17 protein-coding genes and 3 tRNA genes are annotated in these 17,339 nt (G+C 66.5%); 6 read left to right on the top strand and 14 right to left on the bottom strand.

All coding sequences use genetic code 11. The features are described 5' to 3' along the window. Positions 1–87: 87 nt before the first annotated feature. From LKD76_RS00100 to LKD76_RS00070, 7 genes are all read right to left on the bottom strand, one after another. Positions 88–936 (bottom strand): SDR family oxidoreductase, encoded by an 849-nt coding sequence (locus tag LKD76_RS00100; protein ID WP_227978864.1) that lies wholly within the window; start codon positions 934–936, stop codon positions 88–90. A 136-nt stretch (positions 937–1,072) separates the two neighbouring features. Then, on the bottom strand, positions 1,073–2,128 hold the full coding sequence (gene rsgA / locus LKD76_RS00095; RefSeq protein WP_227978863.1) for a ribosome small subunit-dependent GTPase A: 1,056 nt from the start codon (positions 2,126–2,128) through the stop codon (positions 1,073–1,075). A 268-nt stretch (positions 2,129–2,396) separates the two neighbouring features. Then, positions 2,397–2,858: a hypothetical protein gene (locus LKD76_RS00090; RefSeq protein ID WP_227978862.1), complete on the bottom strand. Its 462-nt coding sequence runs from the start codon at positions 2,856–2,858 to the stop codon at positions 2,397–2,399. Between the two features lie 358 nt (positions 2,859–3,216). Further along, positions 3,217–4,140 (bottom strand): galactofuranosyltransferase GlfT1, encoded by a 924-nt coding sequence (gene glfT1 / locus LKD76_RS00085; protein WP_227978861.1) that lies wholly within the window; start codon positions 4,138–4,140, stop codon positions 3,217–3,219. Positions 4,141–4,181: 41 nt separating this feature from the next. Continuing rightward, positions 4,182–4,988, bottom strand: coding sequence for a galactan export ABC transporter ATP-binding subunit Wzt/RfbE (wzt, locus tag LKD76_RS00080; RefSeq protein ID WP_227978860.1), 807 nt, complete (start codon positions 4,986–4,988; stop codon positions 4,182–4,184). Between the two features lie 8 nt (positions 4,989–4,996). Next, positions 4,997–5,821: a galactan export ABC transporter permease subunit Wzm/RfbD gene (gene wzm / locus LKD76_RS00075; RefSeq protein WP_227978859.1), complete on the bottom strand. Its 825-nt coding sequence runs from the start codon at positions 5,819–5,821 to the stop codon at positions 4,997–4,999. 139 nt (positions 5,822–5,960) lie between these two features. Then, positions 5,961–6,548, bottom strand: a complete 588-nt coding sequence (locus tag LKD76_RS00070; protein WP_227978858.1) for a bacterial proteasome activator family protein — start codon at positions 6,546–6,548, stop codon at positions 5,961–5,963. Positions 6,549–6,786: 238 nt separating this feature from the next. Between LKD76_RS00070 and LKD76_RS00065 the strand changes: the two genes are divergently transcribed. Beyond that, on the top strand, positions 6,787–7,992 hold the full coding sequence (locus LKD76_RS00065) for a cysteine desulfurase-like protein (protein WP_227978857.1): 1,206 nt from the start codon (positions 6,787–6,789) through the stop codon (positions 7,990–7,992). Positions 7,993–8,006: 14 nt separating this feature from the next. Here LKD76_RS00065 and LKD76_RS00060 read toward each other — a convergent pair whose 3' ends face one another. Continuing rightward, complete coding sequence (locus LKD76_RS00060) at positions 8,007–8,996, bottom strand: NAD(P)H-quinone oxidoreductase (RefSeq protein WP_227978856.1); 990 nt, start codon at positions 8,994–8,996, stop codon at positions 8,007–8,009. Between the two features lie 134 nt (positions 8,997–9,130). Between LKD76_RS00060 and LKD76_RS00055 the strand changes: the two genes are divergently transcribed. After that, a complete protein-coding gene (locus LKD76_RS00055) occupies positions 9,131–9,622 on the top strand; it encodes a MarR family winged helix-turn-helix transcriptional regulator (protein WP_227978855.1) in 492 nt (163 codons plus the stop codon). Positions 9,623–9,713: 91 nt separating this feature from the next. Here LKD76_RS00055 and LKD76_RS00050 read toward each other — a convergent pair whose 3' ends face one another. The 4 genes from LKD76_RS00050 to LKD76_RS00035 form a co-directional block, all read right to left on the bottom strand. Continuing rightward, positions 9,714–10,076 (bottom strand): hypothetical protein, encoded by a 363-nt coding sequence (locus tag LKD76_RS00050; protein ID WP_227978854.1) that lies wholly within the window; start codon positions 10,074–10,076, stop codon positions 9,714–9,716. A 210-nt stretch (positions 10,077–10,286) separates the two neighbouring features. Continuing rightward, positions 10,287–11,468 (bottom strand): NAD(P)/FAD-dependent oxidoreductase, encoded by a 1,182-nt coding sequence (locus tag LKD76_RS00045; RefSeq protein ID WP_227978853.1) that lies wholly within the window; start codon positions 11,466–11,468, stop codon positions 10,287–10,289. 82 nt (positions 11,469–11,550) lie between these two features. Next, the gene (locus tag LKD76_RS00040; protein WP_227978852.1) at positions 11,551–12,495 is read right to left on the bottom strand and encodes an RNA polymerase sigma-70 factor; all 945 of its coding nucleotides are present in this window, start codon (positions 12,493–12,495) and stop codon (positions 11,551–11,553) included. A gap of 97 nt (positions 12,496–12,592) precedes the next feature. After that, positions 12,593–12,677 (bottom strand) — tRNA-Ser (locus LKD76_RS00035). A gap of 191 nt (positions 12,678–12,868) precedes the next feature. On the opposite strand from LKD76_RS00035, the gene LKD76_RS00030 reads away from it, so the two are divergent. Then, entirely contained in the window at positions 12,869–13,864 is a 996-nt protein-coding gene (locus LKD76_RS00030; protein ID WP_372465957.1) for an alpha/beta hydrolase, read from the top strand. Between the two features lies 1 nt (position 13,865). Here the strand turns inward: LKD76_RS00030 and hisC are convergent, their stop codons facing one another. Next, positions 13,866–14,945, bottom strand: coding sequence for a histidinol-phosphate transaminase (gene hisC, locus LKD76_RS00025; RefSeq protein WP_227978850.1), 1,080 nt, complete (start codon positions 14,943–14,945; stop codon positions 13,866–13,868). A 172-nt stretch (positions 14,946–15,117) separates the two neighbouring features. Between hisC and LKD76_RS00020 the strand changes: the two genes are divergently transcribed. The 3 genes from LKD76_RS00020 (at position 15,118) to LKD76_RS00010 (ending at position 16,251) form a co-directional block, all read left to right on the top strand. Further along, complete coding sequence (locus LKD76_RS00020; protein ID WP_227978849.1) at positions 15,118–15,960, top strand: dienelactone hydrolase family protein; 843 nt, start codon at positions 15,118–15,120, stop codon at positions 15,958–15,960. Positions 15,961–16,046: 86 nt separating this feature from the next. After that, positions 16,047–16,136: transfer RNA gene (locus tag LKD76_RS00015), tRNA-Ser, on the top strand. A gap of 42 nt (positions 16,137–16,178) precedes the next feature. Then, positions 16,179–16,251: transfer RNA gene (locus LKD76_RS00010), tRNA-Arg, on the top strand. Positions 16,252–16,323: 72 nt separating this feature from the next. Here LKD76_RS00010 and LKD76_RS00005 read toward each other — a convergent pair. Then, on the bottom strand, positions 16,324–17,339 hold a 1,016-nt coding region (locus LKD76_RS00005; protein WP_227978848.1), incomplete at its 5' end, for a site-specific integrase.

Raw genomic sequence — 17,339 nt, 5'->3', positions numbered from 1 at the left:
TCGGATGGTGCGGCGGGCGCGGACCTCCGCGGTCCGCGCCCGCCGCTCACCTCGGGTACTCGTCCCCGCTGGTTCGCGGGATGTTCACTACAGGAACAGATCGGTGGTGAGCGGACCGTCGCCCGGCACCACGCGATACTTGTCGAGATCGGTGATCCCGTGTGCGGCAAGGACATCGTCATCGATGAAGAAGTTGCCCGTGGTGTCCTTCGCGGGCGAGGTGAGTACCAGGTAGGCGGCGTCGGCGTAGATATCGGGGGTGCGTGAGGTCTGCACCATCTCCTCGCCGCCGAGCAGGTTGCGGACCGCGGCGGTGGCGATGGTGGTGCGCGGCCACAGCGAGTTGACGCCGATGCCGTATTTGCGCAGCTCCTCGGCCAAACCCAGTGTGGTCAGCGACATTCCGTACTTGGCGATGGTGTAGCCCAGTGAGCTGCCCGCCCATTTCGGATCGAGGTTCAGCGGCGGCGACAGCGTCAGGATGTGGGGATTGCGGCCGGCCTGCGCGGATTCCCTCAGCGCCGGAATGCTGGTCTTGGACAGCAGGAAACTGCCGCGGCAGTTGATGTCCTGCATGAGGTCGTACTTCTTCATCGAGATCGTCTCGGTGGGCGAGAGGTCGATCGCGGAGGCGTTGTTCACGACGAGGTCGATACCGCCGAAGCGGTCCACGGTCTGCTGAACGGCGGCGGCGACACCCTCGTCGTCGCGGACATCGCCGACGAATTTCAGGACCTGCCCACCGGCCTCCTCGAGTTCCGCGGCCGCGGTGTGGATCGTGCCCGGCAGTTTCGGATGCGGTTGATCCGTCTTGGCGATGAGCGTGATATTCGCGCCGTCCGCGGCGGCTCGCTTGGCGATTTCGAGGCCGATGCCGCGGCTGCCGCCCGACATGATCATGGTGCGGCCGGCCAGTGGCTTTCCAGCTTCGGTCATATCCGTGCTCCCATCTGTGCGACCACCCCGGCTCCATGATCGGCGATCCGGTGGGGCCGGGGTGAGGAACTACCCGAATTGCACAGTAGGCGACCCGAAGGGTGCTATGCAACCAGTTGCATAGTGAGAACCTCCGTCAGCGACGAGCATCACGTTCGCGATATCGGCGGCGACTCGACTTGGTGATCTCGCGCCAGGCCCGCTCGCGCTCGGCGCGCAGCCGGGCATCGGTGCGACTGGCCAGCCATTCGTTCTCCCGCTGCAGTTTGCGGAAGCTGGCCAGCCGTCGCTCGGGGACCGCGCCCGAATCGATCGCCGCCAGCACCGCGCAGCCGGGCTCACTGTTGTGCGAACAGTCCGAGAAGCGGCACTCGGCGGCCAGCGATTCGATATCGGTGAAGGTGCGCGCCAGCCCCTGCTGCGCGTCCCAGAGCCCGATGGCACGCAGGCCGGGGGTATCGATGAGGGTGCCGCCACCGGGTATCGGCCGCAGCTCGCGGTGCACCGTCGTATGCCGTCCGCGCTTGTCCGAGGTCCGCACCCGATCGGTGGCGAAGACCTCCTCGCCCAGGACGGCATTGGCCAGCGTGGATTTTCCGGCGCCGGAGGATCCGATCAACGCGACCGTGCCCGTGGCCGCGGCCCGCAGTACGTCCATCCCGACTCCTGTGGTGGCGCTGACCGCCAGCACGCTCGCGCCGGGTGCCGCCGCCCGCACCTCGTGCAGCGGGATATCCGGTGCCAGATCACCTTTGGTCAGCACCACCATCGGCCGCGCACCGGATTCCCAGACCAGGGCCAGCATTCGTTCGATGCGACCCAGGTCCACCGCGTCGTCCGCGGCGGCACAGATCAGGACCGTGTCGACATTGGCGGCCAGCGGTTGCGGCTCGGAGCGTCCCGATACCGTGGCGCGGCGCAGAATCGTGCGGCGCGGCAACAACTTTCGCACGATGAGCGGCTCATCGGCAGGTGCGACGGCCACCCAGTCGCCGGTGCACAAGCCGTTGATGTTGGTATCCGCCCGTGGGCAGTGGGCGCGTGCGAGCCCGGTGGGCGTCGCGATATCGCATTCACTGCGATCCATCCGGATCACACGGGCCGGGACCCAGCCGGTATCGAACCGGCCTGCGTACTCGGCGGAGAGTTCGGCGGTCCAGCCGAAGGGAAGAAGACGGTCGTAATCGACCATGACGGAAGACGTCCTTCGTCGGGCACCGAGCCCGCGAAGGAACTCAGCACATGGGGAGGAGAGTGGAAATACGTGCGGCGGAGCTACCCTCGGTGAGATACCGGGCTCCGGCCGCGACAAACCGGTTGTCGACGTTCACGTATTCCACCTCCTTCGACCCTTCTCTATATCGCTACTGCGACTCGTTGTGTCGCGTCCGCGACTGGAATGAATACACCATCGCAGCCCGCGTCGTGGGCCGCAAGGTATTTTTCGCGGGACTACCCGATCAGATCGAGCAGGCCAGCAGCAGCTGCAGCAGGATCAGTACCCCGACCACGCCCAGGCTGATGTAGGAGACCATCGCACCGGGGGCGGCCTGCGGCACCGGGCCGATCGCGCCGTTGATGAAGGCGATGGCCGGCGACTTGTAGTACACGTGCGTGGTATGTCCTTCGGCCACCGGCACCGTGGTCTCGGCCGGCCCCATATCCCACAGCCATTTCGTGGCCACCCGTACGTGATGCTGCCCGGGGCCCACCGGAATATGCGTCTGCCCCCACTTCGCCATCGGTACCTCCATACCGTTGACGATGATCTTCGGACCGGTCAGCGCGAGCATGAAACCGAGCGGGAAGTACGAGGAATCCACCACGATGCCCTGCGGTCCCGGCTGCGGCTGGAACTGCGGCGGGCCGTAGGCGCCGAACTGCCCCTGTGCTCCGGGCGGGGCGCCGTAGGGTGCGCCCATCGGCGGCTGACCCGGATGAGGTTGTCCGCCATACGGATTCGCGGGCGGCTGACCGTAAGGCTGCGGCGGGGCCGCGGGTGCTCCCCAGCCCGGCTGGGGGTGCGGTTGCGAGGCGCTGTGCGGCTGCATCGGATGCGGCTGCGAACCGGCATGTGGCTGCACCGGCGGATAGCCCGGTGCAGCAACGGCTCCGCTACCTCCGTACGGCTGCGGCGCACCGTACGGCGCACCCCCGTTGGGGGGTTGCTGAGTGGGGGGATAAGGCTGTGCACCGTTGGGTTGAAATGGTTGCCCATAGGGTGGCTGCCCACCGTAGGGGTTGCTCACAGCCGTACCTCCTCATGCGAAATGCGCTGATCTAACCGGGTTTATGGAACTGCTCGCGTCGCCCCAGACGCCGCAGCCGCAACCATTCTCGCAGACCGGCCGGATCTTTTTGCTGTACGAGGAAGAACCAGGAGAAGCGCGCCCATTCCTGAGGCAGCAGTTTGCGCATCCCGGGCTGTGCCATCAAGTAGCCACGGTTGCGATACGTGAAATAACGTTTGACCGGATCGTCCGGATACTGGGTGTGCATCCGCCCGCCCAGAATCGGCTTGAATTCCGACGAGCCGTTCGGATGCAGATAGGCCGTCTGCAAACAGGTTCCGAACGGCAGTCCCGACCGGACCAGCCGTCGATGGACCTCGACCTCGTCACCGCGGACGAACAGACGCAGATCGGGGACGCCGATCACCTCGAGCGCCTCGGCGGATATCAAGGCGCCGTTGAACAACGACGCGATACCGGGCAGGAAGTCCTCGTCACCGAGTTCGGACCGCAGCCGCCGCCACACCACGCCGCGGCGCAACGGAAAGGCCAGCCGGTCCGGATCGTCGATATCGGCGACCACGGGGGAGACTTCCGAAAGCCCGTGCCGCTGTGCGCAATCGAGCAGCTTCTCCAGGACCTCCGGACCCTCGGGCCGGCCGTCGTCGTCGGCCAGCCAGACCCAATCCGCGCCCATGGTCAGCGCGTGCAGCATGCCGAGTGCGAAGCCGCCCGCGCCGCCGAGATTGTGTTCCGAGCCCAGATAGGTGGATTCGATCGGCTGTTGCTTCACCAGCTCACCGACCTCGGACTCGTTCCCGTTGTCGATGACGATCAGGTGGTCGATCGGACGGGATTGGGAGGCGAGGACTTTCAGCGATTCGCTCAGCAACTCACGCCGCTTGTGGGTGACGACCACCGCGATGATCCGGCCTGCCCCGAGGTCCGCGGACGAGGCCGCCTGATCGCTCATGTTCGTGTCCCTAATCTCGTCTGCCGCCGTATCCGTTCCGCTCATGCGGGATTTTGCTCGAGCGCCAGCTCGCGCAGAATCTGTGCCACGTGATCGCCGGCCTCGGGCCCCTCGTAGGCGCGCACCACATCTTCGATATCACCCTGCATGCGCAGTGTGCCGTGGTCGATCCACATCGCGGTATCACACAATTGGGCCAGAAATTCGTTGGAATGGCTGCAGAACACCAGAATTCCGGAGCGCGCCACAAGGTCACGCAGTCGATTACGGGCCTTCTTCATGAATTCCGCGTCGACCGCGCCCAGCCCTTCGTCCAGCAGTAGGATCTCCGGATCGATCGAGGTGACCACGCCCATCGCCAGCCGCACCCGCATACCCGTCGAATAGGTGCGCAGCGGCATGTTCAGGTACTCGCCGAGCTCGCTGAATTCGGCGATCTCGTCGACCTTGGCCAGCATCTGCTTGCGGGTCTGGCCGAGGAACAGGCCGCGGATGATGATGTTCTCGTAGCCGGAGATCTCGGGATCCATACCGACGCCCAGGTCGAAGACCGGCGCCACCCGCCCCCGCACCTGGGCGGTGCCGCGGGTGGGTTCGTAGATCCCCGACAGCATCCGCAGCAGGGTCGACTTACCCGCGCCGTTGTGGCCGACCAAACCGACCCGGTCGCCCTCCTTCAGCGACAGGGTGATGTCGCGCAGCGCCTCGACCACCACCACATCGGACTGATTGCGCCCGATGGAACCACCGGCCTTACCCAGGAACGCCTTCTTCAGCGACCGTGACTTGGCGTCGAAAATGGGAAACTCCACCCACGCTTCGCGGGTTTCGATGCTTACTCCGGTCATATCGCCCTTTACACCCAGTACGGCACGCGGGAACGGAATTGCTTCAAGGCCAGCAGCGCCAGTACCCAGCCGACAACGGTGATCACGCCGACCACCAGCCAGGACCGCGCGTGCACCGGGTCGCCGAGCAGCGGAGCGCGCACGATCTCCAGATAATGGTAGGTCGGCACCAGTTCGACCAGTTTCGCCCGCTCACTCACCGAGCCACCCTGATCATGCAGCGATTTGGTGGTCCACATGACCGGGGTCAGCACGAACAGCATCAGTGTCATGCTGCCGAGGATCGGGGCGATATCGCGGTAGCGGGTGGACAGGATGCCGAAGACGATCGATATCCACGCCGAATTGAGGAACAGCAGCACGACCGCCGGCAGCGCCAGCACGACCGTCCAGTCCAGATGTTCCCAGACACCGAAGGCGACCAGCATGACCAGATAGATCACGATGTTGTGGGCGAAGAACAGCAACTGTCTCCACACCAGCCGGTAGACGTGCACGCTCAGCGCCGAGGGGAGCTGTTTGATCAGACCCTCGTTGGCGATGAACACATCCGAGCCCTCGAGGATGCTGGCGTTGATCACATTCCAGACGATCAGGCCGATCGTCACGTACGGCAGGTAGGTCCAGAGGTCCTGGTTCAGGATGGCCGCGTAGAGGACGCCCATCGCAGCGGCCTGAACGCCGGTGGCGATGGTGATCCAGAACGGGCCGATCACCGAACGCCGATAACGCTGCTTGATGTCCTGCCAGCCCAGCTGTAACCACAGCTCGCGCTGAGAGAATCCCACGCGGAGGTCCTTGAACGCACGCGGGAACGTTTGGGAATCCGACATCAGGGGCACCGTGACATCGGCTGGACTGTGTTCGGCTGTCGCCGAATCGGCAGGGGCAGCTGCTGGCACAGTGCACGACTGTAGCGCAGAACAAATCTCCGTCGGTGGGGGCTGGAGGGTATCCCGTGATCAGCGGTGTTCAGAGGTACTGACCGCCCCCGGTGACCGATCCGCCCTGCCCGCCCTCGCGCGGGCCGTGCACACCCGGCGGCAGGGCGTGGCGCATCTGCTCGAGCTGTGCCCGGGCCGCCATCTGCTGAGCGAACAACGCCGTCTGGATGCCGTGGAACAGTCCTTCCAGCCAGCCGACGAGCTGTGCCTGAGCGATCCGCAGCTCCGCGTCGGAGGGGATCGAGTCCTCGCCGAACGGCAGCGCCAGACGCTCGAGTTCGTCGCGCAACTCAGGGGACAGGCCCTGCTCGAGCTCGTGTACGGACGTCTTGTGGATCTCCTTGAGCCGGCTGCGGCTGGCATCGTCGAGCGGTGCGGCCCGCACCTCCTCGAGCAGCTGTTTGATCATGGTGCCGATGCGCATCACCTTGGCGGGCTGCTCGACCATGTCGGCCAGCGATTCCTCGCCGGCGTTCGCCGCGGCCTCGGCGTCGAGGTCGCCGACCACCTGCCCGGCGAACGGCGCCTCACCCTGCGCGCCCGCCGGAATCACCAGCGGTCGCCCTTCGGGCCCGATGACCACGATGGAATCCGGTGCTCCGTCCGATTGCGTCATGGCATCCATGATGTCTGCTCGCGCCGCGATGCGCTAAGTGAACGGCGCATCGCGCCGGTCGGAGGCCGGTGCCCGTGCTGGGTATACGGTCCGATTTCCAGCGCAAGTATTCTGTGACGGTTCTGGTCCGCCTCTGGTGTGGTTCGGTTTTGTGAAAGTCGGGTGCCATGTCGCGTGATATCGCATTCGGTCGGCGCACGGTTCCGCCGACTTGCCTGCTGCCCTTAGAGTGGCCAGCATGACTTACGACGTCGCGAGGGTTCGGGGGTTGATACCGTCCCTGGGCGACGGCTGGATCCATCTGGACCCACAGGCAGGAATGCTGGTCCCGGATTCGGTATCGCGCGCCGTGTCAACGGGTTTCCGGACCTCTGCTTTCTCGCACACCAATCGCCACGCCGCGGCGCGGCGCAGCGGTGCGATTCTCGACGCCGCCCGGGAGGCGGTCGCCGATCTCGTCGGCGGCGATCCGGCCGGGGTCGTGCTCGGACCGGACCGGGCGGTGCTGCTGGCCTGGCTGGCGGAATCGTTGAGTTCGCGGCTCGGACTGGGGACCGGCATCGTCTTGTCGCGGCTCGACGACGAGGCGAATGTGGCGCCCTGGCTGCGCATCGCCAACCGTTACGGCGCCCATGTGCGCTGGGCCGAGGTGGAGATCGAAACCTGCGAGATGCCGGCCTGGCAGTTCGAGGAGCTGATCGGCCCGACCGCGCGCCTGGTGGCCGTGACCGCCGCCTCGCCCATCGTCGGATCCGCGCCCTCGGTGCGGGTGGCCGCCGATCGCGTGCACGAGGTGGGCGGGCTGATGGTCGCCGACTGTTTCGGCGCCGCGCCCTATGCCCTGATCGATATCGATGAGCTCAATGCCGATGTCATCGCCCTGTCCGCACCGGCGTGGGGAGGTCCGCAGATCGGTGCGCTGGTCTTTCGCGACCCGGCGTTCCTGGACCGTATTCCCTCCATGTCGCTGAATCCCTACGCCAAGGGCGCCGAGCGGCTCGAGGTCGGCGGACATCAGTACGCGCTGCTGGCCGGGCTGACGACCTCGATCGACTATCTCGCCGGCCTGGACGAACAGGCCGTCGGCACCCGGCGTGAGCGGCTCGAGATCTCGATCACCTCACTGCAGGACTATCACGATCAGCTGTTCGAACACCTGATGGAGGTGCTCGAACACGTTCCGGATCTCACCGTGATCGGCCGCGCGTCCACCCGCATCCCGACGGTCAGCTTCACCATCGCGGGTATGCAGGCGGAGAAGATCTCCGCCGAACTCGCCGACCACCGCATCGGCACCGTCAGCGGCGCCCACGGCGGCAGCCGCCTGCTCGACGCGCTGGGAGTCAACGACGAGGGTGGCGCCGTCACCATCGGATTGGCGCCCTATACAACGAAATTCGAGATCGACCAGCTGGGCCGGGCCCTGAACTCGCTGGAGTCCTGAGCCCGGGCGCCTCGTCACGCTTCGTCGACGCGCAGCACCACCTTGCCGACGGTTTCCGCCGAATCGAGCAGTTGTTGCGCCTGTGCGGCCTCGGTGACCGGGACCTCGGCGTGCACGATCGGCACCACCGCGCCCTCGGTGATCAGCGGCCACAGGTGCCGCCGCAGTTCCGCGACGATCTCGGCCTTGCTCGAACGTCCGGTCGCCGGCCGCCGCCGCAGATTGGTGGCGTGGATCGTGCCGCGCTTACCCAGCAGCTCGGACAGAATCAGCTCGGCCTTCACCCCACCCTGCATACCGATGATGCAGATCTGACCGTCGTCGGCCAGGGCCGCCACATTGCGCCCCAGATAGGCCGCGCCCATATTGTCGAGAATGACGTCCGCGCCACCAATTTCGCCGAGAACCTCGACGAAATCCTGCTCGCGGTAATTGATTCCGATATGTGCCCCCAATTCCAGGCAGCGATCGATCTTGTACTGCGATCCGGCCGTGATCGCCACTCGCACACCGCGATTCACCGCGACCTGAATGGCGTGCGTGCCGATTCCGCTCCCGCCGCCGTGGATCAGCAACCGCTGCCCGGCGTGCAGACCGGCCCGCATGACCAGATTCGACCAGACGGTGGCCGCGACCTCCGGAAGTGCCGCTGCCGCAGCCACATCCATGCCCTCGGGGACCGGCAGCACCTGTGTCGCCGCGACCACCACCCGCTGGGCGTACCCGCCGCCGGACAGCAGTGCGCAGACCCGTTCGCCCGGCTGCAGATCCCGCACGCCCTCGCCGACCTGGGCTACGACACCCGAGACCTCGAGGCCCATGATGTCGCTGGCTCCCGGTGGCGGCGGATAGAAGCCCTGGCGTTGCAACAGGTCCGCACGATTGACGCCGGCACCCACGACATCGATCGACACCTCGCCCGGGCCCGGCGGCGGGAGATCGGGCACCTCCGTCCAGCGGATTACCTCGGGCCCACCGTAACCATCCAATGTCACCGCGTACATATCTCGACTCTAGGTGGAGGTATCGCCGGAACGGGTGCGGCTGCGAATTCGATCATCTCCTCCCCGCGGGCAGGTCGCTGACCTGCCGACATACTTCCCATTACGGACTCGCCGCGGGCCAATAGAATGGTGGGATGGCTAACGAACCGAGTGGTCACCCGGCGCCGCAGCCGCTGTGGCTGAGCTCGGCCCAGCAGCGCGCGTGGCGCGCCTTCATGGACGGCCATCAGCGCCTCATGGTGGAACTGAACCGCCAGCTCGAGGACGACAGCGATCTGAGTCTGCCCGAATACCGCATTCTGGTGATGCTCTCCGAGAGTCCCGGCGGCTCGCTGCGCATGAGCGATCTCGCCGACGGCGTGCTGTCGTCCCGCAGCCGCCTCACCCACCAGATCCGCCGCATGGAAGAACAGGGCATGGTGCGCCGCACCAGCTGCGAGGAGGACGGGCGCGGGGTCCGCGCACACCTCACCGAGGAGGGGATGCGGCGCCTGGTCGCCGCCGCCCCCGGTCACGTGGCCGCGGTGCGTCGAGCCTTCCTCGACCTGATCAGCCCGGACGAGCTGGACGCCATCGGCGACGCCTTCGAGCGGGTGGACAACGCGAACGATCGCCGGCGGCCCTGACCCGCCCCGAAAGCGCACCGCCGCCCCCGCTCGCGCATCCCGTCTCGCCCACCACCCGCACTCCGCGGGTTCGCGCCGCGCCCCGATCCGGTCATGGCCCGGAATGGGAAAAGGCCGCCCAGACCCCTATTTCTTGTTCACCCCATGTTTCTTGTTTACCCCATGCAATTTCTTCGATCCGGATTTCCGGCGGGCATGCTTTCCGATCGGTGTCGTAGGTCCCTAGTCGCCACAGTTGACCAGCGCGACCATGAGAAGTGCACATATCGAGCCGGGACTTCCGGTTTGCTCTGGAAAGGTTGAAATCGAAAGGTTCGAACATGAAGAAAAGGTCCGCAAGAATTATCGCGTCCGCAGCGATAATCATGTCCCTCGGCGCCGTGGCAGCACCCATGGCATCGGCCGACACCGTGTCCGATACGACGGCGAAAGATATCGCCATCTGCATCACCATTCCATTCCCCGGATCGGCATCCTGGGTGTGGTGCTTCTGACCCCGACCTCCGCTGTGCGGACAATGTCCGAATCGATCGATGGCGCTGACTGTCCCGACGGTCGGCGCCATCGCTGCGGGTGGGGCAGCCCGTCGATCCGTCGATGATCAGCCGCGGCGGGTGGTCGGCGCCATCCGGGTCGGCGAACGGCGACGTGACTGCCGCCGCTGTCACGCGGTGAGGAGGCGGCTCGGCTCGGCCGTGAGGTGACGGCGGCGCGATGGCATCATCGCGGTCGGATGCGAGACGCTCCACGCCGCGCTCTTGCAGATGAACTCCTTGAGTCGCGCGGCCGCTCGTCCGGTGAGGGCGGAGGACTTGGGCTGATCGTCGGGGGTGACCCACTGCATCACCGCGTCGCGGCGGCCGAGGCTGATGCACTGGCCGGTGTAGCCGATCGAGTTGCGGGGGACCTCGCGGCCGGTCAGGCGGGCGGCGATGACGTCGGCGGCGTGATAGGCCGAAGGCACACCCGAGGCGCAGGACATCCGCAGCGGATCGCCGCTCGCCCCGGGGGCGAGCGCGGCGTCGCCGACGGCGTAGACGTCGGGGTGTGAGACCGAGCGCATCGTGGCGTCGACGACGATCTGTCCCGTCGCCGATACCTGCAGGGTGGAGGCGGCGGCGATCGGGTGGACAGCGAAACCTGCTGTCCACACGGTCAATTGGCTCGAGATCGTGCGGCCGTCGGTGGTGTGCGCGCCGGTCCGGTCGAGGCGGGCGACATCGGTGTGCTCGTGGACGGTGATGCCGAGCCGGTCGAATGCGGTGCGCAGATGGCGTCGGGCTTTCTCGCCGAGCCAGTCGCCGAGGTCGCGGCGCGCAACGAGGGCGACCTCGAGATCCGGTCGGGCTTCGGCGATTTCGGTGGAGGCTTCGATTCCGGTGAGACCGCCACCGACGACCAGCACGGTCGCCCCCGCGCCCAGGCTCGCCAGCCGTTCGCGCACCAATAGCGCGGACCGCTTACCGGCGATGTCGTGGGCGTGCTCGGCCACACCCGGCACACCGCCGTCGGTCGCGGCGCTGCCGAGAGCGTAGACGAGGGTGTCGTAGGCGATCTCGCGGGAGCCGTCGGCGGCGTCGACCCCAACCACGTGCCGGTCGGCGTCGATCGAGGTCACCCGCGCCGGCTCCACCCGCACGCCGGTGCCGGCGAAGAGATCGGTCAGCATGCGGCGCCGCAGTTCCTGACCCGTCGACAGCTGGTGCATGCGGACCCGCTCGACGAACTCGGGATCGGCATTGACGAGGGTGATGTCGACATCGGCTGGGTGCAGCCGCTTGGCCAAGCGGGCGGCGGCGTTGGCTCCGGCGTATCCGGCGCCGAGAACGACGATGCGGTGCTTCATGATCCGACTCCTGTCTGGGTGGTGTTCGCTTCCTGAACCGGACAGCGGGGCGAAACCTGACAGCAGTGGACTGTGGCCTACATCACCATCCGGTGACGAGCGGTTCCGTGTGCTCGAAGGCGGCCCAGTGGCGGGTGGCCCGTTCGAGCTTGGCGGGGTTGGCTTGGGTGTGAACGGCCGAGATGCCGTCGGTCGTCACCTCCAACGTGAGGATGCCGACGATCCGCTCGCAGACCACGATCACCAGCGCGGGTACGCCGTTGACCACCGCGGCGAACAGATCGGCACGACCGCCGATCTGCTCCCACTTGTGCTCGGTGGGCTCGAACAGCCGGCGCAGGAATCGCGCCACCCGCAGCGCGCCGGTGACCGGATGCGGCAGCGACGTCACCACGCCACCACCGTCGCCCGCGCTCACCGCGTCGTCGGTCAGCAGCCGCACCAGCGAGTCGGTGTTGCCGCTGAGCGTCGCGGCCAGGAATTCCTCGACGACCTTGCGGGCCGAGACCGCATCGACCTCGCGGCGGGTCCGGTCGTCGGCCATATGTTGTTTGGCGCGCCGGTAGATCTGATAGCAGTTGGACTCGGTGAGATCGACGATTTCGGCGATCTCGTTGTGCGCGTAGCCGAATGCCTCGCGTAGCACGTACACGACGCGCTCCCTGGCCGACAGCCGTTCCATCAGGGTGAGCATCGCGATCGATACCGATTCACGTTGTTCGACGGTGTCGGCCGGGCCGGACATCGGGTCCGCGGCGAAGATCGGCTCGGGCAACCACTGACCCACGTACGCCTCGCGCCTCACCCGTGCCGACGCGAGCTGGTTGAGACAGATATTGGTGAGTACCTTCGTCAACCACGCCTCGGGCGTCTCGACGTACCCGCGATCGGCGGCGTGCCACCGTACGAACGCATCCTGCACCGCGTCCTCGGCATCGGTCGCCGAACCCAGCAGGCGATACGCGATCGCTTCCAAACGCGGCCTGGCGTCCTCGAACACCTGGCCCTCGCGCACACCGGTCGACATGAGTCGAAATTAATCGCCGTCGGCCGTGACCTCCAACCGCCTGTTCCATCCCGCGGCAACAGGACCGCGGCGGAGCACGGAAAACGGGAGGCACCCGCGGTGGGTGTGGGATTTGAACCCACGGTGGCGTGAACCACGACGGTTTTCAAGACCGTTCCCTTAGGCCGCTCGGGCAACCCACCTCGTTCCGGGCGGGCCCGGAACGGTGTCTCAGCCTACTGGCGGAGGTGGGCCGATGCCGAATCGGCCGGATACGCCAGCGCGCCACGCTCGCCAGTTTTCGACGCCCCGCTCTGCCTCTGGCAGGATGACGGCCATGGATCGTCGCCGGATACGGCGTCGGCTGCCCGGCGTCGCCATCGCCGCACTCCTGATGTGTGCGGCGATGTGCACGGCTCCGCTGACAGCCGCCGCGCCCGCACCACCGGCCGATTCCGGCTCGGCAGAGGGACCGGCTCCGTCGGTGGACACTCCACCGCCCAGTGCCGCGTCGGTCGATCGTGTCGAGCAGATCACCGACCGCCGGGTGCGAGTATTCGTGCGGTCACCCGCGATGGCGCGCACGCTGCCGGTGGAGGTGCTGCTGCCCGCCGACCGCAGCCGTCCCCGCCCGACGGTGTATCTGCTCGACGGCCGCAGTGCCAGCAACGATTACAACAATTGGACCGAACGCGGCGGTGCGGTGCAGTTCTTCGCCGACAAGGACGTCAACGTGGTGCTCACCATCGGCGGCCCGGCGGGCTACTACACCGATTGGCAGCAGCCGGACCCGGTGCTCGGCACCAACCGGTGGGAGACATTCCTCACCCGCGAACTACCGCCGCTGATGGACGCGACCTTCGAGGGCAACGGCCGCAACGCCGTCGAAGGCGTGTCGATGGGCGCCGAGGCCGCGATGATGCTGACCATGCGCCACCCGCAGCTGTACCGGGCGGTCGCGGCCCACAGTGGTTGTTATGCGATGGGGTCGGATATCGGGCAGGCGCAGGCCCGCGCGGTGGTCCGCACCTATGGCGGCGAGCCGGACAACATGTTCGGCAAGCAGGACGATCCGGACTGGCTCGCCCACGACGTGATGATGCACGCCGATAGCCTGCGCGGAACTGCGATCTACCTGTCCGCCGGATCCGGTATGCCCGGACCCTACGATGGTCCCGGCAATCCCGAGGCGGCGTCCGCGATCGGATTCGGCGGGCCGCTCGAGGCGGGCGCCAACGCCTGCACGATGGCCCTGGCCGATCGCCTGGAACGCATGCAGATTCCGGCCGATGTCGACCTGGAGAAGGTCGGCACGCACTCGTGGCCGTATTGGAAGGACGAGTTGCCGCGGGCCTGGCCGACGCTCGCCGGCGCGCTGGGTACCCGCTGACTCAGCCGGCGAAGCGCGCGACGGTCTCCGCGGCGGTCGCGAAGGCCAGGAACAGGTCGTTCTCGTGTGGATCGCCCGCGGTGATCCGCACGCCGTCGGTTCCATAGGGCCGCACCAGAACTCCGGCCTCGGCGCTGGCCGCGCCGAAGTCCGCGCTGTCCGCGCCCAGCGGCAGCCAGACGAAATTGGCCTGGGTGGGCGGTACCCGATACCCGGCCGCCAGCAGCGCTTCCCGCATCCGATCGCGCTCGGCCACAACATGATCGGTGCGGTCGAGCAGTTCGCCACGGGCCTGCAGGCAGGCCACGGCCGCGGCCTGAGCCAGCCGGTTCACGCTGAACGGAACATGCACCTTGAGCAGTGCGGTGATCGGATCGGGATGACCGACGGCGTATCCGACGCGCAACCCGGCTAGTCCGTAGGCCTTCGAGAAGGTCCGCAGCGCGACCACATTGGGGCGATCGCGGCCGAGTTCCACCCCGTCGGCGCGATCGTCGGCCGGCAGCCGCAGATATTCGTAATACGCCTCGTCGAGCACGACCAGCACGTGCTCGGGAATCGCGTCCAGGAAGCGGACCAGGTCACGCCGTCCGTAGGCGGTTCCGGTCGGGTTGTTCGGATTGCAGACGAAGATCAGCTTGGTCCGATCGGTGACCGCGGCCGCCATCGCGTCCAGATCGTGGGCGTACTCGTCGTTCAGCGGAACCGGCACCGCGGTGGCGTTGCCGACCTGGGTGAGGATCGGATAGGCCTCGAACGAGCGCCACGCGAACATCACCTCGTCCGCGGGGGACGTACAGGTGATCTGAACCAGTTCCTGGCACAGCGCGACGCTGCCGCATCCGATGGCGATATTCGCGACCTCGACACCGTGGAAGTCGGCGAGGGCTGCTCGAAGTTCGCCCGAGGAGTTGTCCGGATACCGGTTGATGAGTTCGGCCGCTTCCGCGATCGCTTTGGCGACACTCGGCAGAGGCCCGGCAGTGGACTCGTTGCTGGCGAGTTTCACCGCACCCGGGTTGCTGCGACCTGGAGCGTAGGCCGGGATGGACTCGAGGTCCGGACGAATACGAGCACTCACCCCATCACCCTAATTGTTCGCCGCACCGGGCCGTTCCCGCGGCCGTCCGACGGGCGCTCCCGCCGATCCGGCACTTCGGAACCGTCTGGGCGGTATGTCGGAATTTTTCCGGGAAATGGGTACTTACGTGCAACTTCTCCCGAATGTGATGCCCGCGAATTACCCTGGTTTCATGTCGGGCATCTATCGAGACGAGGCACCATTGCGCGACAACGGGCAGGTTGTGGATGGCACTCGGCCACAGGAGGCCGGGGGGCGAGTGCCGATCACGGTGATGGAGCCGGAGGGCAACGCCCGCGGCGGCATCGTCGTGCTCCATGAATCCCGCGAGTTTGCCAATGTATTGCTGGATATGATGAAGTCGCTGTCCGGCGAGGGTTGGATCATGGTGGCGCCCAATTTGTTCCACCGGTTCGACCGTCCGGAGGCGAACGTCGGCGCCGCATCCGGAGGGCTCGACGGGGTCGCGCCGGGGACGCGGGCTGTCGACGGGGGACCCGCCGGGGCGACGGCCACCGCCGTACCGGAGCAGGTGTTCGGCGCGGACCTGTTCGCCGACTTCGACGCCTGTTTCGACTGGCTGGTCGGCCGGGGTGTCTTCGCCGACACCATCGGCGTACTCGGTTTCGACAACGCCGGCACCGCGGCCCTGCTGGTGGCGACGAACCGGCCCATCGGTGCCGCCGTGAGTGTCGCCGCGCCCGGCATCGTCGAGCCGCTCACCTCGGAGGCGACGGCACTCGTGCACGCCGCGCCCCGATTGCAGGCCCCGTGGCTCGGCCTGTACGGCGACGACGATCCCGCCACCCCGTCCGACCAGGTCGAGCGACTCCGGGACGCGGCGGCCCGGGCCATGGTCGCCACCCTGGTGGTCAACTACCCGGGGCTGCACCATCGGCCGGACCACCCCGGCTTCGAGATGAGCGACTTCGAGCAGCTCGCCGAGGAAGAGAAGCGAATGCTGATCGACGCGCAGACCCGGATCTTCGACTGGTTCGACAGTCACCTGCGCTGACCAGCCGTTTTGCGTACTGGCGGGTTGCTCTGTACTCTTGCCTCTCGGCGGTTCGAAAGGACCGGCGCCCTCGAAAGAAGGCTCCAGGAGGCGTGCCAGAGCGGCCGAATGGGACTCACTGCTAATGAGTTGTCCCTTCACGGGGACCGGAGGTTCAAATCCTCTCGCCTCCGCCACGCCCGGGTAACCGGGCACACAACTGAACACGGTAAGACCCTGCGCCCGTAGCTCAACGGATAGAGCATCTGACTACGGATCAGAAGGTTGGGAGTTCGAGTCTCTCCGGGCGCGCAGAAAAGAGCCCCCGAGCTGCATCAGCAGATCGGGGGCTCTTTCCTTCCAAGATCATCGAGGTGAAATCCCTCACTTTCCCCTTATATTCGAATCCGTACTTTCCTTCGCGTACCGGTCGAGGACCTCGCGAACATCCGGACCGTGCGTGCGCCGTTCGACGTAGTGGTGCTCGGTCGTCGCGAGCTGAGCGTGGGACAGCTGGGCTTGTGCCTGCTCGACTCCGAGGCCGTCGCGGATCACCGTTCCCACGGTTCGCCGCAGCGAATACGGAGTGACCCACTTCAGGTCATCGGGCAGTGCAGCACGCAGAGACCGCCGAAGGTTGTTCAGGCTCATCCACTCGCCGTCGCGATTCGGAAAGACCGGCTTGTCCGCGAGAGTCTCCAACGATTCGAGATCCTTGCTCGCTTCACCGAGCAGCTGAGCCAGCGCTTCGACAGCCAGCGATGGCAATACGACCGTGTGATCGGGCGCATCGCCCTTCCGAGAATCCTGCCGACGCAACGACTGACCTTTGACCTTGCCGTGATCGATCACCGTGCCCGCGACCGTCATGACTGGCGGATCGGACAGCAGATCGACATCCGACCAACGAAGCCCGAGCACCTCATTCGGCCGGCACCCGGTCGAGCCCATCACATCGACGAACGGAGGCAACAGACGTCCTGGTCGTGGACCGGAAACGTGTTCACGTTGGGTGTACGCGACCACCGCCGCGCGAACCCTCGCGAACTCGTCCACGGTCAAGGCACGCACCGGCGTCTTCTTCCTCGTATTACGCGATGTCTCTCGGAGCGGATTGACCGCCAGCACGTCATGCCGGACAGCCATCGCGAACATGCCGGTGAGTGCCACCCGGAGAAACTTGGCCTGACTCATCGCCGACTCAGCCACGATCCCGAGGTGGCTTTCAGCGCGACTGGTCGGGAATTCTCGGACCCGCAGTTCACCGATCTGCTTGGCGCCGTGCTTGTCCCATGCACGCTGGTATTTGTCGACGCTTTGGCGCTTCAGCCCGGCTTTCTCCTTGCTCGCGATCCACAACGCGAACAGCTCGGCGAGCGTCGTACGCTCCGTTATCACCG

The organism is Nocardia spumae (assembly GCF_020733635.1).
GTDB lineage: Bacteria > Actinomycetota > Actinomycetes > Mycobacteriales > Mycobacteriaceae > Nocardia > Nocardia spumae.
The sequence above is the reverse complement of the archived record's forward strand: the minus strand, read 5'-3'. Positions and strand labels throughout refer to the sequence as shown.